Source organism: Senegalia sp. (in: firmicutes) (assembly GCF_052088025.1).
Taxonomy (GTDB): Bacteria; Bacillota; Clostridia; order Tissierellales; family SIT17; genus Anaeromonas.
On sequence record NZ_JBQCYD010000055.1, the window covers coordinates 1 to 14542 of the forward strand.

Annotated in this window: 15 protein-coding genes and 1 other annotated feature; of the genes, 8 read left to right on the top strand and 7 right to left on the bottom strand. The window is 29.0% G+C overall.

Annotation, left to right across the window (positions count from 1 at the left end):
* Nucleotides 1-421: 421 nt before the first annotated feature.
* The 3 genes from ACTHUW_RS11335 to ACTHUW_RS11345 all read right to left on the bottom strand — a co-directional run bounded on the left by ACTHUW_RS11335 (nt 422) and on the right by ACTHUW_RS11345 (nt 3130).
* Nucleotides 422-2035 (bottom strand): DUF4179 domain-containing protein, encoded by a 1614-nt coding sequence (locus tag ACTHUW_RS11335; protein ID WP_442210404.1) that lies wholly within the window; start codon nt 2033-2035, stop codon nt 422-424.
* A 2-nt stretch (nt 2036-2037) separates the two neighbouring features.
* Nucleotides 2038-2550 carry an RNA polymerase sigma factor gene (locus tag ACTHUW_RS11340; protein WP_442196951.1) on the bottom strand — a complete coding sequence of 171 codons (513 nt, stop codon included), beginning with the start codon at nt 2548-2550 and terminating at the stop codon, nt 2038-2040.
* Between the two features lie 79 nt (nt 2551-2629).
* Entirely contained in the window at nt 2630-3130 is a 501-nt protein-coding gene (locus ACTHUW_RS11345) for a GAF domain-containing protein (protein WP_442196952.1), read from the bottom strand.
* A 149-nt stretch (nt 3131-3279) separates the two neighbouring features.
* Between ACTHUW_RS11345 and ACTHUW_RS11350 the strand changes: the two genes are divergently transcribed.
* Together ACTHUW_RS11350 and ACTHUW_RS11355 are read left to right on the top strand one after the other, a co-directional pair.
* Entirely contained in the window at nt 3280-3723 is a 444-nt protein-coding gene (locus ACTHUW_RS11350; protein WP_442196953.1) for a MarR family winged helix-turn-helix transcriptional regulator, read from the top strand.
* Nucleotides 3724-3733: 10 nt separating this feature from the next.
* Nucleotides 3734-5116, top strand: a complete 1383-nt coding sequence (locus ACTHUW_RS11355) for an MATE family efflux transporter (protein ID WP_442196954.1) — start codon at nt 3734-3736, stop codon at nt 5114-5116.
* 14 nt (nt 5117-5130) lie between these two features.
* Here ACTHUW_RS11355 and ACTHUW_RS11360 read toward each other — a convergent pair whose 3' ends face one another.
* A complete protein-coding gene (locus ACTHUW_RS11360; protein ID WP_442196955.1) occupies nt 5131-5751 on the bottom strand; it encodes an NUDIX hydrolase in 621 nt (206 codons plus the stop codon).
* Between the two features lie 135 nt (nt 5752-5886).
* On the opposite strand from ACTHUW_RS11360, the gene ACTHUW_RS11365 reads away from it, so the two are divergent.
* The 5 genes from ACTHUW_RS11365 to ACTHUW_RS11385 are packed head-to-tail and all read left to right on the top strand — an operon-like array spanning nt 5887 to nt 9802.
* Nucleotides 5887-6861, top strand: a complete 975-nt coding sequence (locus ACTHUW_RS11365) for an RnfABCDGE type electron transport complex subunit D (RefSeq protein ID WP_442196956.1) — start codon at nt 5887-5889, stop codon at nt 6859-6861.
* Entirely contained in the window at nt 6858-7481 is a 624-nt protein-coding gene (locus ACTHUW_RS11370; protein ID WP_442196957.1) for an FMN-binding protein, read from the top strand. The genes ACTHUW_RS11365 and ACTHUW_RS11370 overlap by 4 nt, the downstream gene beginning before the upstream one ends.
* A complete protein-coding gene (locus ACTHUW_RS11375; protein ID WP_442196958.1) occupies nt 7471-8103 on the top strand; it encodes an NADH:ubiquinone reductase (Na(+)-transporting) subunit D in 633 nt (210 codons plus the stop codon). Before ACTHUW_RS11370 ends, ACTHUW_RS11375 begins: the two co-directional genes overlap by 11 nt.
* Complete coding sequence (locus ACTHUW_RS11380; protein ID WP_442196959.1) at nt 8103-8693, top strand: NADH:ubiquinone reductase (Na(+)-transporting) subunit E; 591 nt, start codon at nt 8103-8105, stop codon at nt 8691-8693. The genes ACTHUW_RS11375 and ACTHUW_RS11380 overlap by 1 nt, the downstream gene beginning before the upstream one ends.
* An 11-nt stretch (nt 8694-8704) precedes the next feature.
* Nucleotides 8705-9802, top strand: coding sequence for an NADH:ubiquinone reductase (Na(+)-transporting) subunit F (locus tag ACTHUW_RS11385; RefSeq protein ID WP_442196960.1), 1098 nt, complete (start codon nt 8705-8707; stop codon nt 9800-9802).
* 36 nt (nt 9803-9838) lie between these two features.
* Here the strand turns inward: ACTHUW_RS11385 and ACTHUW_RS11390 are convergent, their stop codons facing one another.
* Both ACTHUW_RS11390 and ACTHUW_RS11395 read right to left on the bottom strand, forming a co-directional pair.
* Nucleotides 9839-10360, bottom strand: a complete 522-nt coding sequence (locus tag ACTHUW_RS11390; protein ID WP_442196961.1) for a peroxiredoxin — start codon at nt 10358-10360, stop codon at nt 9839-9841.
* Between the two features lie 107 nt (nt 10361-10467).
* Complete coding sequence (locus tag ACTHUW_RS11395) at nt 10468-10698, bottom strand: helix-turn-helix domain-containing protein (protein ID WP_442196962.1); 231 nt, start codon at nt 10696-10698, stop codon at nt 10468-10470.
* A 193-nt stretch (nt 10699-10891) separates the two neighbouring features.
* On the opposite strand from ACTHUW_RS11395, the gene ACTHUW_RS11400 reads away from it, so the two are divergent.
* The gene (locus tag ACTHUW_RS11400; RefSeq protein ID WP_442196963.1) at nt 10892-11068 is read left to right on the top strand and encodes an aspartyl-phosphate phosphatase Spo0E family protein; all 177 of its coding nucleotides are present in this window, start codon (nt 10892-10894) and stop codon (nt 11066-11068) included.
* A 29-nt stretch (nt 11069-11097) separates the two neighbouring features.
* Here ACTHUW_RS11400 and ileS read toward each other — a convergent pair whose 3' ends face one another.
* Nucleotides 11098-14202, bottom strand: a complete 3105-nt coding sequence (ileS, locus tag ACTHUW_RS11405) for an isoleucine--tRNA ligase (RefSeq protein WP_442199058.1) — start codon at nt 14200-14202, stop codon at nt 11098-11100.
* 54 nt (nt 14203-14256) lie between these two features.
* Nucleotides 14257-14470, bottom strand: a binding site (T-box leader).
* Nucleotides 14471-14542: the final 72 nt, after the last annotated feature.

The window sequence follows — 14542 nt, forward strand, 5'->3', positions numbered from 1 at the left end:
AGTTTTACTTAATTCTTATTAAGACAAACTCATTAGCGCCTTATCATCTTTGATATTACCTTATGGAGCAAAGGCACAAGTAAAACAAAATAAGAAGTATTAATGAATGTATAAAAACTTTCAAAATATTGAAATCCTATATTCTTGCTACTCATTAAAAAATTAACCTTTTCCATGCCAAACATAGAGAAAAATAAGTTACACGAGACTAGCTGAAATCAAGAGTCCATAGGAGCTATATTTATTTTCTTTTTTAACTAATAAATAGATACTGAGCCTATTATTGAATATTTATTGTCTTTTTTATTATATTTCATGAATTTTTATTTCAACTTACAATCCTTAAACACATTACAAAAAAATAACTTCTAGTCATTATTTTATCATAACTAGAAGGCATTTAACATTTTTTATAACTCTATTATTTCAATTTTATATCTATACTTTTATCCGGAAAATCAATATATTCTTGGCTTTGAATCACTAGATACTCAGGAGTTATATATTTCTCTTTATACAAATCAGACATTCCAGCTTCTGCAAAATCGCTTTTTCTTATAGTGAATTTTTGTTCTTCTGCATGAACATATTCCTTATTATTCTCAAATCCTTTTAATTTATCTTCACTTTCATCTGTATTAGTATTTATAACTTCATATTTTGTATATTCACCTCTAAAAAGATAATCACCACTATGCATATAAGGTTTATCATATTCTTTATTTTCTAGATTACTAGATTTCATAAAAGTTATATTTGATTTTAAATATTTCCTATCTTTACTATAATCTTCTTCTATTATTATTTCTGTTTCTTCTTCCCCTATATCTATACTTTTAACTGTTAATTCACTTCCATTATATTCTACCCGTTCAGGTAAATTTTCCCAATCTATATCATAATACCTTTCACCTCTAGTAGAATATCTTTTTGTATCTATATTTAAAGTGATTTCTTTTGGATCATTTAGATATAGAGGATATAAATGATCCTCTCTTTTTATATATCCTTGATCATCTGCTTCATAATCAGAATATTTATCGTAACTTATAGGTGAATTAGCAAAACTTTCTCCCTTATATTCCATGGAAAAATCTATTGAATCTAAGTTATACCTTTTTTCTTTATTATATTCCTTATACCTATAGTTTATCTGAGTAGTTGTTGGTGCTATGACTACTTCATCTATTATTAGATTATTTCCATCTAAATCTATTTCTTTTCCTACTTTATAAGATTTTGAAGGTATTTTTTCTCCTTCTATTTCTAATGTCCAATTTCCTTCTACATATTTAATATCCTCTTCACTTTCATTTATCATAGTTTGTAATATATCTATATTTAGTGTGAATTTTCCTTTGTCTTTGGTCATAGTATCTGTGCTTACTAATATATTTACCTTGTTTTCATCTTCAGTATAAATACTATAAGAATTAACTAGTGGGGGGGTATCTTCATAAAAATTTTCTATGTCCCCTTCTACTATTACAGGCAAGGGTGGTCGACTAGGATATTTAGAGGTATTATAGGATGGTGTTAACCTTCTATCTTCATCTAAATTTTCTACTTCTAAGAGAACTAATGTGTTTATTTCATCTGCTATTATTCCTTTTGCACTTATTTTTACACCATTATCTATCATACTTTTATCTAATTTCTGGCCGACACCATTTTCTATTAATTCTTCCCATGTATTGGTTCGAATTTCGCTAGAGTCCTTCCACCAATCTAAGAACCCTAATTTTTCAGCTGCAAATGCTGTAGCTACTAAAAATATGGAAAGAAATATTGCTATAAGTCCAGTTCTTCCAATGCTTGATATTTTATTCTTTCTTATATTTTTATTTAAATTCAATTTTTTATCTGTATTTATATTTTGGCTATTTATCTTCAGATATCCTACTACTTCTTTTAAATTTTCATATTCTAATTTACATTCTTCACATTCTTTTAAATGTTTTTTTATTTCTTCTTCATTTTGTATATTTCCATCTATATAATCGATAAGTTTATCTCTACATTTTTTACACTCCATCATTACACCTCCTGCATTAGTTTTCTAAGCTCTTTTAACCCTCTATATATTCTTGATTTTACTGTGCCTATGGGGATATCTAATATTTCACTTATTTCTTCTTGAGTGTACTGCGAAATATATTTAAGCACTATAGCTTCCCTAAATTTATCTTCTAATTTGTTAATTTCTTCATAAAAATTATAATTATCTTCATGTTTTTTTTCATATGTTATTTCTGCTTTTAAAACTTCCTTTTTTCTCTTTCTAAGTTTCATTTTACATTCATTTATGAGTATTCTTATAAACCAAGTTTCAAAATATTTTTTCTTATGTAATTTCTTTATATTTTCATATACTTTTAAAATTGTATCTTGGAAAACATCTTCTATATCTTCATGATTATATAAATATGACCAAGCAATTTTATATAATTTTCCTTTTCTTTCGATTATCCATTCATTTAAAAATTCTAATTTTCCTTTTTTTATCTGTTTTATTAGATATTTAATCTCTAACTCATTTATTTTAATCACTTCCTTTCTTGCCTTTACTAATTAGATGCACTTAAGCTTAAAAAAGTTCCGTTAATTTAAATTAACGGAACTTTTTTATCTATCTTACATCTTCATAGTTCACATATTTATTTAATATATCTACAAAACTTTTCAAATACTCTCCATCTTCCTTATCAAACCTATCTGTTATAGGACTATCTATATCCAATACTCCTATTAAATCTCCTTCCTTTACTATGGGTAATACTATTTCTGAACGGGAAGCTGCGTCACATGCAATGTGACCTTCAAATTTATTTACATCTTCTACTATTTGTACACTTCTGCTTGCTGCTGCAGTTCCACAAACTCCTTTACCTATTTCTATATGAGTGCAAGCAGGTTTGCCCCAAAATGGACCAAGTACTAATTCTCCTTTTTTATATAGATAAAATCCTGCCCAATTTATATCTTCTACTAATAATCCTAAAAGGGCTGAAGTATTAGATAGATTAGCAAGCCAATCTTCTTCTTCACATATTAATCCTATTAATTTCAAATTTAAATATCCATAAAATTTCTTTTTATCTTTTGTGTTTATCTTTTTTATTGTTTGCATATAATCACTCCTAATATATATTAATATCATTATACATTTTTTCATATCTTTTTTCTAATAATACCTTGACTTTTTTTCTTTATTTAGTTAGAATACTAATAGTAAGAATTCTAACTAAACGGGAGTCTAAATAAAATCGAGGTGAGATTTTGGGAACTAATTTAACGCATACAAATAATAATTTGCTAGAATTTACTGCATTGTTTCATAGTAAGATAGGAAAGATATTTAGAACTACTGATTATAAAGAATATAATTGTAATAAAAATCAAAATAGAGCTATTATGACTTTAGGACGACACAAAGAACTTTCCCCTTCTACTTTAGGTAATTATCTAGGTATGAGAAAGGGAAGTCTTACTAGTCTTATTGATTCTTTGATAGAAAAAGAATTATTAACAAGAGAAATAGATAAAAAAGATAGAAGAAAATATTTGTTATCCTTGACTGAAAAGGGTGAAAATTATATGAAATATCAAAAAGAAATCTTTGATGATGCAATGAAAATTTTATATGAAAATTTAAATGAAAAAGAAATTGAAAACTTTTCTAGCAGTATGGAATTGATAGTTGATTTAATGAAAAAAATGTGAGGTGTAGTATATGGAAAATCAAAAATTATTAGGCAGTGCCCCTATAGGAAAATTATTGCTTAAATTCTCCATACCAGCTATAGTTGGTATGATGGTAAATGCACTATATAATACAATAGATAGGATTTATGTAGGACGAAAAGTTGGAGAACTTGGTATTGCAGGTATCACTGTAAGTTTTCCTGTTATGCTTATAATAATGGCATTTAGTATGCTTATAGGAATTGGTGCAACTTCTCTAATTTCTATCAAGCTTGGTGAAGACAAAAAAGAAGAAGCTGAAAAAATATTAGGTAATGGTATGTTTTTACTTGTAATTGTAGGAATATCTATTTCTGCATTAGGTTTAATATTTTTAAACCCATTACTTAAATTATTTGGAGCAAGTAGTGCAGTGCTTCCTTATTCTCGTGATTATCTTCAAATAATTCTTGCTGGTGCTATTTTTCAAACAGTAGGATTTGGAATGAATAACTTCATTCGTGCTGAAGGTAACCCTAAGACTGCAATGTACACTATGCTTATAGGTGCAGCACTTAATATTATAATTGATCCTATATTTATATTTGGTTTAAATATGGGAGTACGAGGTGCAGCTCTTGCTACTATTATATCTCAAGCCGCATCTGCAATATGGGTATTATCTTATTTCTTTGGTGGTAAAAGTGCTTTAAATATTCATAAAGATAATTTTAAACTGAAGTTAACTGTTGTAAAAAGTATTGTTGCAATAGGCTCTGCTCCGTTTTTGATGCAAATAGCTTCATCTGCTATAAATGCTATATTTAACAATAATCTACAAACTTATGGAGGAGATACTGCTATTGCCTCATTTGGTATTATAAATAGTATAACAATGTTTATACTTATGCCTATATTTGGTATAAATCAAGGTGCTCAACCTATTATCGGATATAATTATGGTGCAAAACAATTTGATAGAGTAAAATCCACTTTAAAGCTAGCAGTAATGGGTGCTACTACTATAACTATTACAGGTTATATTATCACTAGAATTTTTCCAGTACAATTGATTTCCTTCTTTGGTGGAAACAATCAAAATTTAATAAATATGGCATCAGAAGGACTCAAAATATTTTTGTATGTTCTTCCTATAATAGGATTTCAAATAGTATGTTCAAATTATTTTCAAGCAGTTGGAAAACCTAAACATGCAATGTTTTTGTCTTTATCAAGACAAGTGTTATTTTTAATTCCAATAATTATAATTTTACCAAAATTTTATGGTCTAAAAGGACTTTGGGCTGCAGCACCATTATCGGATATATTAGCTTCAATAGTTACAGGTATTTGGATAACATTAGAAATGAGAAAATTAAATGAAAACAAAGTTAAAATTTCAAGTTTTAAACCACTAATAGAAGAAAAGTAGATGAGAAAAATTTCTCATCTACTTTTTATTATATCTATAAAGTTATTTGTCATTCTTGCTGTCATTCCCCATATTGTATAGGTATTATATCTGTAAAAAAATACTGGATATATGCCTGACTTCCAGTCATATGCCTTGCCATTATTTATTAGATGATATGGAAAATCATCTCCTATTTGAGTGGTTAAAGACATATCATATCTTTCTGGTTGATTTTCTAAAAAGAATTTTAAAGGAACTGTAAATATTGATTCTACTTCATCACTGCTATAATTTATACCCTCAAATTCTATTCCTTTTATTATACCCACATAAGGATATATGCCCATATTAAAAGGCATAACTATATAATCAATACCATTTATTATTTCGATATTTCCCTTATTTATATTTAATTCTTCAACTGTTTCTCTTATTGCCGCTTCTTTAAAGGATTCTCCTTTTTCTACCCTACCTCCTGGAAAGGATATCTCGCCTGGTTGTGTATTTAGATTGTGAGCTCTAACTTCATATAATATATGTAGTTCATTATTTATATATATTAGTGGTATAAGTACAGCAAAATCAGCTTCAATACCCAAAGGTCTCACATCTCTATTTTTTAATAAATTAATTATTTCATTTATTTTTTTCATATAATCACCCTTACTACATTCTACCACAAAATATATTAATATTCTGTATTCTTTATTTGTTTTATGATATATTGGGTATAAGAATATTAGTATTTTTATACTATTGTTAAAAAATAAATAACGGAGGTGTACATATTGTCTTTTCAACTAAAAAAATATTTTATGCAACAAAAAATGATGCGTAAAGTTATATATTCTTTAATACCTATAATTTTAGCATCTATCTATTACTTTGGATGGAGGTCTTTGTTATTAATAGGGTGGACTACCATTTGGGGATGCGCGACAGAATATATTTTTGAAAAAAAATATGGCAAAGGTAAGGTCTCAGAGGCTGTAATAGTAACTTCTATTCTATTCACATTAACTCTTCCACCAAGCACTCCTTTTTGGGTAGCAACACTTGGAATTATATTTGGAGTTGTTTTTGGTAAGGCTGTATTTGGTGGATTTGGTAAAAATGTTTTTAATCCAGCATTGGTAGCAAGGGCCTTTGTCTATGTTTCTTTTCCAGAACCACTTACTATCAAATGGTCTAATGTAAGCGATTCTTTTTTAGGTGGCTTTACTCGTTTTACTACAGCTACAGTAGATACTATTTCAACTGCAACACCTATGCTTAAATTTCGTGAAACTGGAGAACTAACTGATTATTTTAATTTATTCATAGGAAAAATTTCTGGTTCCCTAGGAGAAACCAGTGCTATCTTAATAATCCTTGCAGCAATTTATTTGATTTATACTAAAACTGCATCATGGCATATTATTGCTTCTGTTATTACAGGATTTTTAGGTTTAAGCTTTATCTTAAGACTTCTAGGCGCTACTTCTGTTCCAAATCCCTTATTTGGAATTTTAAGTGGAGGTATATTATTTGGCGCAGTCTTCATGGCAACAGATCCTATATCAGCTGCTAAAACTACACCTGGTAAGTGGATATATGGAATTTTAATTGGATGTGTTACTGTTATTATAAGGGGATATGCTTTATTCTCTGGTGGAATAATGTTTGCAGTGCTTATTGGAAATACTTTTGCTCCTATAATTGACGAAGGAGTAAGATATTACAAAAAGAGCAAAAAGGCTAAAAGAGAGAAGGTTATAGCATGAAAAATTTAAAGAAATCATTTTCTTATCCTATTATTTTTATGATATTAATAACTGCTTTTTTTACCTTAGTATTATCTCTTTTAAACTATACTACCAAAGATGTTGTAGCGCAAAATGCACAAACGGATGAATGGAAAACGCTTTTATATGTTTTTGATATAGACTATCCTGAAGATGATGATAAAAGAATTGAAGAATTATATGAAAAACATTTAGAACAATTAGAAGTTGAGGATACAACTATTTACAAGGCAGAAAAAGATGGTAAGGAATTAGGTTATGCTTTTCCAGTTGAGGGAAATGGTTTATGGGGTACTATCCAAGGTTATGCTGCTGTAGATAAAAATGTATCTACACTTCTAGGAGTTGATTTTGTAAGTCATAGTGAAACTCCAGGTTTAGGCGGTAGAATTGATGAAATGTGGTTTAAGGATCAGTTTAGAGATATTGATTTAGAAGGTCAAAGTGAAAATTATTTAGAATATAAACCTGCAACAGATGGAAATATAGATGCAATTACTGGTGCTACTCTTACTTCTAAGTCAGTAAAAAATATTTTGAATGAAGATATAGAAGAATTTAAATCTATTATGAAAGGAGCAGATTTAAGTGGCAAATAATAAGACGAAAAAAATATTTACACTAGGTCTATGGCAGGACAACCCTGTATATAGACAAGTTCTTGGTATTTGTTCTGCACTTGCAGTGACAAATTTAATGCTTAATTCACTTGTAATGGGAATAGGACTTATATTTGTTACTTCATTTTCAGAACTAACTGTATCATTACTTAGAAATTATACTCCTAAACATATAAGAATGATGGTTCAAGTTCTTATAATATCTTCTTTTGTAATAATAGTTGATATAGCTCTAAAAGCTTATTATCCTTCTATGAGTAAAGCACTAGGTCCTTATGTAGGTTTGATTATAACAAACTGTATAATCATGGGTAGATGCGAATCATATGCACAAAATAATACGCCTCTATATTCATTTTTAGATGGGATTGCATCAGGTGCTGGCTATGCTATTGTTCTTTTAATTATTGCTTTCTTTAGAGAATTATTAGGATTTGGTTCTATATTTGGTTTTGAGGTGCTTGGAGAATGGTTTACAAGATGGACTATAATGGTAATGGCACCAGGAGCTTTCTTTATGCTTGGCATAGTTATATGGGTAGCAAGGACTCTCTTCCCAAGTGAAGAAGAAGATAATCTCAAAAAGGAGGCTGTTAGCTAATGGAAGGATTTAATCCCTTTGTCGTATTTTTTGCTTCAATATTTACTAATAATATGATTCTCACAAACTTTTTAGGTATGTGTTCATTCATTGCAGTATCAAGTGAAATAAAGACATCTTTAGGTCTTGGTCAAGCTGTTACCTTTGTTCTGACATTTACTACAGCACTTAATTATATGATTTATCATTATATTTTAATTCCGTTAGGATTAGAATATTTGAGATTCATAGTCTTTATAATAAGTATAGCTGCATTTGTACAATTAGTTGAAATGATTGTAGAGAGATATCTTCCAAACTTATATTATGCACTTGGAATATTCTTGCCATTAATTACAGTAAATTGTGCAATACTTGGTGTATCACTTTTTATGGTAATTAGAGATTATAATTTAATAGTTTCATTATTATTTGGACTAGGTTCTGGTTTGGGTTGGATGCTTGCAATAGTAGCTTTAGCTGGAATTAGACAAAGACTAAAATATGCAAATGTACCTAAAGGACTTGAAGGTCCTGGAATAACAATAATAATAACAGGATTAATGGCTCTTGCTTTTATAGGTTTCTCAGGAATAGCACAGATACAATAGGGAGTGATAAAATGCAAACAATTGTAATTACAGTAGGTACAATATCAGGACTAACAGGTATTTTAGCTTTCCTTTTAACTCTTGCTAAAAGTACTATTGGAAATTATGGTGAAGTTATTATAAATATAAATAATGACCAAGACCATGTTGTAGATGGTGGAGATACTTTACTTTCATCTCTTATAAGCGAAAAAATATTTATTCCATCAGCTTGTGGTGGTAAAGGAAGTTGTGGATATTGTAAAGTTAAGGTAAAAGAAGGAGGAGGACCAGTTCTTCCTACAGAATTAGGTTATCTAACTCCTGAAGATATGAAGGAAAATGTAAGGCTTTCTTGTCAAGTCAAGGTAAAAGAAAATATAAAAATTGAAATACCTGAAGAATTATTTAGTGTAGCAGAATATGAAGGTGTAGTTTCAGAAATAGTGGATTTAACACCTACTATCAAACATTTAACCTTTGATATAAAGGAAGGTAGTATTGACTTTAAACCAGGACAATATGTCCAATTAAGAGCTCCACAATATGAAGGTAGTGACGAAGAAGTATATAGGGCTTATTCTATAGCATCATCTCCTTTACTTCAAAATAAATTGCAGCTTATAATAGGTTATATTCCTGAGGGAGTTGCTACTACCTATGTTCATCATCACTTAAATCAAAATGATGAAGTATTGTTTAATGGTCCTTATGGTGATTTTTTCTATCAAGATACTGATAGAGAGATGGTAATGGTAGCTATTGGTACAGGAATGGCGCCAATACTTTCAATTTTATATCATATGGTTGAAAATAATATAGACAGAAAAGCTACTTTTTATTTTGGTGCAAGACATGTTGATGATTTATTCCTTTTAGATGAACTTAAGGAAATAGAAGATAAACTAGCTAATTTTAGATTTATCCCAACACTTTCAAGAGCTAAAAAAGAAGATGGTTGGAAGGGTGATATTGGTAGGGTTACTGATGCCATAGACAAGCACATGGGAGATGGGGAAAACAAAGAAGCTTATCTTTGTGGAAGTCCAAGGATGATTGATTCAACTGTTGAAGCATTAAAGGAAAAAGGAATACCTGAAGAATTAATATTTTATGATAAATTTGAGTAAAGAATACCCCTGGCATTGCCAGGGGTATTATATATTTTAGAGTAAATCTTCTCCTTCATCCCAATCTATTGGGCATAAACCACCGGTTTTAAGTGCCTTAAGCACACGAATAGTTTCATCTACACTACGTCCTACATTTAAATCATGTACTACTGAATATCTGACTATTCCTTCAGGATCTATTATAAATAATCCTCTTAGAGCTACCCCATCTTCTTCTACTAATATTCCATAATCTCTTGATACACTCATAGTTTTATCTGAAGCTAGAGGGAAGTTCAATTTTCCTAAATCACTATTTATCCATGCTTTATGTGAATGTTCACTATCTGTACTCACCCCTAATACCCTAGCACCTTCTGATTCAAATTTGTTGCACTGTTTACTATATCCAGTAATTTCTGTTGGACATACAAATGTGAAATCTAGTGGGTAAAAGAACAATACTAGCCAATCACCTTTATAATCTTCTAATTTTATCTCACCAAAATCTTTGCCATCGCCTTTTACTATAGGCATTTTAAAATCTGGTGCTGGTTTTCCTACTAATCTTTCCATCAAATAATTCCTCCTTAAATATTTAAATTAACACTTGCTATATTATATATTCCCAATATGTAATATTTTAAACAGCTAAATGATAACTTTTTTCAATTAGTTTTTTCTTACTTTAATAATTCCTCTATTTTTTCATAATCAATTTCAAATAATTCCTCAATTGTACATTCAAGTCCTGCACAAATTTTTAATATAGTTTCTAAACTAAGGGATTCTAGTTTTCTGTCATTATTGAGTTTTGTGATAGTAGGATTGGAAATTTTACATATTTCTGCTACTTCAGTTACATTCTTTATTCTTCTTTGAGCCATTATTAACCGTAAATTAGATCTAATCACTTTTACATCCCCCTACCCTTTAATTATACACAATTCGACATTAAAAGTATAGTTTGCTTTATACTATTTATACCTTAAATTATTATAATTATAGTTTTATTTTTTTAAACTATAGATTGATTTTTTTAAACTATAGTTATATAATTATATTAAGGGAATAGAGGAAATAGAACCAAAATAGAGGGGGATAATAATGGATAAAAGTATTTTACTAAAATTAAACAATACACGCGAAAGTTTAAATAATTTAATAGGAAAGAATTCAAATGAGTTAACTAATTTAGAGGTTGTTAAATTAAGCCAAGAACTAGACAAGCTTATAGTAGCTCGCCAAATAGAGATGAATAAAAAAAACGCTAGATTGAATTAATTCAATCTAGCGTTTTTTAAATTTACTTTTTATATCTTTTCTAATCTTATTCCTGTATCATGTCCATTTAGATTATAAGTTTCTAAATCAGGTACTTCTACTATACTTATCTCTGTTGCTAATGTTTCACTTTTTATATAATCACTATATTTTTCTACTGCTCTACTTATATCATCATCTGCATTAAAATAAATTTTAATATTATCCATCATCTGATAATCGTTGTTCTTTCTCATTTGTTGTATTTTAGAGATAAACTCACGAGCATAACCTTCATTTATCAATTCATCACTAAGAGTTGTATCTAATATTACAAACAAATTATTTTCCATTGCTACAGTAAATCCTTCTTTAGATTCTATTCTTATATCTACTAATTCTTTTGTAAAGGTAAAATCTTCTCCATTTAGACTAATCTTTAAACTTTCTCCATTTTCTAATCTACTAACTGCGTCTGTAGCATCTAAATTATTTAATTCTTTAGCAAAGAATTTGATATCTTTACCAAGTTTTGGTCCAGCAAGAGGGAAGTTTGGTTTTAAATTAAACTTCATATATTCCTTTAAATCTTTTGCAAATACTACTTCTTTTACATTTAATTCTTCTTTTATTAAAGGAACTAAATCAGAAATTAATTCTTCATATTTTCCATCAACAATAACTTCTGCAATTGGTTGACGTACCTTTATCTTCACAGATTCCCTTGATGCTCTACCAAGTTTAACTAATTCTCTTACTAAATCCATCTTTTCTTCTATATTATCCTCTATTAAATCTTCATTTACCTCAGGGTAATAATCTACATGTACAGATAAATCATCTGTTAAATTCTTATATATTTCTTCAGAAATATATGGTGCAAAAGGAGCTACCATTTTTGATATACCAAGCAATACTTCATATGTGGTATTATATACTGCTTTTTTATCATCAGTTAATTCTGTTGCCCAAAATCTCCTTCTTGAACGTCTTATATACCAGTTACTTAAATCTTCGTTTACAAATTCTTGTATATCTCTTACTACTTTTGTAAGATCAAATTTGTCCATATTTCCTTTTGTTACTTTAACTAGATTGTTATATTTTGAAAGTAACCATTTGTCTATTTCCGGTCTATCCTTATAATCAATATTGAATGTTGTAGGGTCTACTCCATCTGTATTTGCATAAAGTGTAAAGAAGTTATAGACATTTTTTATTGTGGAGAAAAATTTGCTTTGTACTTCCTTTAATCCTTCTTCATCAAATTTTGTAGGTGTCCATGCAGGAGATACATATAGTAAATACCATCTAAGTGCATCTGCACCATATTTATCAAACATATCAAAAGGATCTACTGTATTTCCTTTCGATTTAGACATCTTTTTACCCTCTTTATCAAGTATAAGATCATTAACTAATACTTTTTTATATGGTGATTTCCCTGTTACAAATGTAGATATAGCAAGTAATGAATAAAACCATCCTCTTGTTTGATCTATTCCTTCACAGATGAAATCTGCTGGGAACAATTGATCAAAGTTTTCTTTGTTTTCAAAAGGATAATGATGTTGTGCAAATGGCATTGCACCACTATCAAACCAACAATCTATTACATCTTTTACTCGTGTCATAGTTGAATCACATTTTTCACATTTTATGTGAACATCATCTACAAAAGGTCTATGAAGTTCAATGCTTTCATCTATATCTTCTATAGCTTTTTCTACTAATTCTTTTCTTGAAGCTATACTTTCAGTATGATCACAACTATCGCATCTCCAAATATTTAAAGGAGTTCCCCAATATCTACTTCTAGATATTGCCCAATCATTTAAATTCTCAAGCCAGTTTCCAAATCTTTTTTCTCCTACATAATCTGGATACCAGTCAACTTTTTTATTGTTTTCTATTAACTCATCTTTTAATTTAGTCATTTCTATATACCAACTAGGTTTTGCATAGTATAATAGTGGAGTTTTGCATCTCCAACAATGAGGATAATTATGATCCATTTTTTGTTTTTTAAATAATTTATTTTCTTGTGCAAGCCATTTTATAATTTCAATATCTGCATCCATTACAAACATGCCTTCCCAAGGTGTTGTAGTGTATTTTCCATTTTCATTTACAGGTTGAAGTACAGGTAAGTCATATCTTCTTCCAGTATTGTAGTCATCCTCACCAAATGCAGGTGCTGAATGAACTATTCCTGTACCATCTGAAGTGGTTACATAATCTGCAGTGGTTACAAAAAATGCTTTTTTATCTGCTTTTACAAAAGGCATTAATTGTTCATATTCCATATATTCTAAATCTTGACCTTTAAGTTTTTCTAATACTTCATATTCCTTATCACCTAATACACTTGCAAGTAAATCTTCTGCTAAATAATATATTTCTCCCTCTGATTTCACTTTTACATATTCTACATCAGGATGCACAGTAAGTGCCACATTTGCTGCTAATGTCCAAGGGGTAGTAGTCCAAACTAAGAAGTATTCATCTACATCTTTTCTCTTAAACTTAACTGTAACTGTATTTGTTTTAATTTCTTCATAGCCTTGGGCTACTTCATGAGATGCAAGACCAGTCCCACAACGTGTACAATAAGGCAATATTTTATGTCCTTCATATATCATATTTTCTTTGTTAAATTTGTCTAATATCCACCAAACTGATTCAATATAGTCATTATCAAGTGTTATATAAGGATTGTCTAAGTCAATAGCATAAGCCATTCTTTTAGTCATTTCTCTCCATAAATTTTCATATTGAAATACAGATTCCCTACATTGTTCATTAAATTTATCAAGTCCATATTCTTCTATCTCTTGTTTATTATTTAGATTTAATTTCTTTTCAACTTCTATTTCTACAGGTAAGCCATGTGTATCCCATCCTGCTTTTCTTTTAACTTGATAGCCATCCATAGTCTTATATCTACATACAGAATCTTTAAGAGTTCTTGCAAGAACATGGTGTATGCCTGGTCTACCATTTGCTGTTGGAGGTCCTTCATAAAATATAAATGGCTCTTTTCCTTCACGTGTTTCTATACTCTTTTCCAATACATTGATATCATCCCAAAAATCAGAGATATCTTTTTCTGTTTTCTTTACAGGTTCATTTGACAATTGTTCAAATCTATTCATCTTTTCACCCTTTTCCTTAAATTATTTTATAATAATAAAGTCCCTAAGCATATGCTTAGGGACGATTTAACCGTGGTACCACCCAAATTATAGTAAAAAATACTATCACTTAAATAAACATAACGTATTTATACGAAACATCTTACTTTTTTTCAGATATTTTGCTCAAAAGGTGATTTTCATATATTTATTATTAATAATCTTACAGCCAATGGATTATCTCTCTAAAAATAATAATATATACTACTCTCCTAATCATAGCATTTAATTATTTAGTTTGATTTATGATATATCAAATTATAAGTATTGTCAAGGCTATTTTAAATTAAAGTTTCTACAG

Excerpts from the sequence above, each read along its gene's own strand:
- ACTHUW_RS11370 (WP_442196957.1), top strand. The coding sequence starts at position 6,858 with ATGAAAAATTTAAAGAAATCATTTTCTTATCCTATTATTTTTATGATA.
- ACTHUW_RS11345 (WP_442196952.1), bottom strand. The coding sequence starts at position 3,130 with ATGCAAACAATAAAAAAGATAAACACAAAAGATAAAAAGAAATTTTAT.
- ACTHUW_RS11335 (WP_442210404.1), bottom strand. The coding sequence starts at position 2,035 with ATGGAGTGTAAAAAATGTAGAGATAAACTTATCGATTATATAGATGGA.
- ACTHUW_RS11380 (WP_442196959.1), top strand. The coding sequence starts at position 8,103 with ATGGAAGGATTTAATCCCTTTGTCGTATTTTTTGCTTCAATATTTACT.
- ACTHUW_RS11360 (WP_442196955.1), bottom strand. The coding sequence starts at position 5,751 with ATGAAAAAAATAAATGAAATAATTAATTTATTAAAAAATAGAGATGTG.
- ACTHUW_RS11400 (WP_442196963.1), top strand. The coding sequence starts at position 10,892 with ATGGATAAAAGTATTTTACTAAAATTAAACAATACACGCGAAAGTTTA.
- ACTHUW_RS11385 (WP_442196960.1), top strand. The coding sequence starts at position 8,705 with ATGCAAACAATTGTAATTACAGTAGGTACAATATCAGGACTAACAGGT.
- ileS (WP_442199058.1), bottom strand. The coding sequence starts at position 14,202 with ATGAATAGATTTGAACAATTGTCAAATGAACCTGTAAAGAAAACAGAA.
- ACTHUW_RS11390 (WP_442196961.1), bottom strand. The coding sequence starts at position 10,360 with ATGGAAAGATTAGTAGGAAAACCAGCACCAGATTTTAAAATGCCTATA.
- ACTHUW_RS11355 (WP_442196954.1), top strand. The coding sequence starts at position 3,734 with ATGGAAAATCAAAAATTATTAGGCAGTGCCCCTATAGGAAAATTATTG.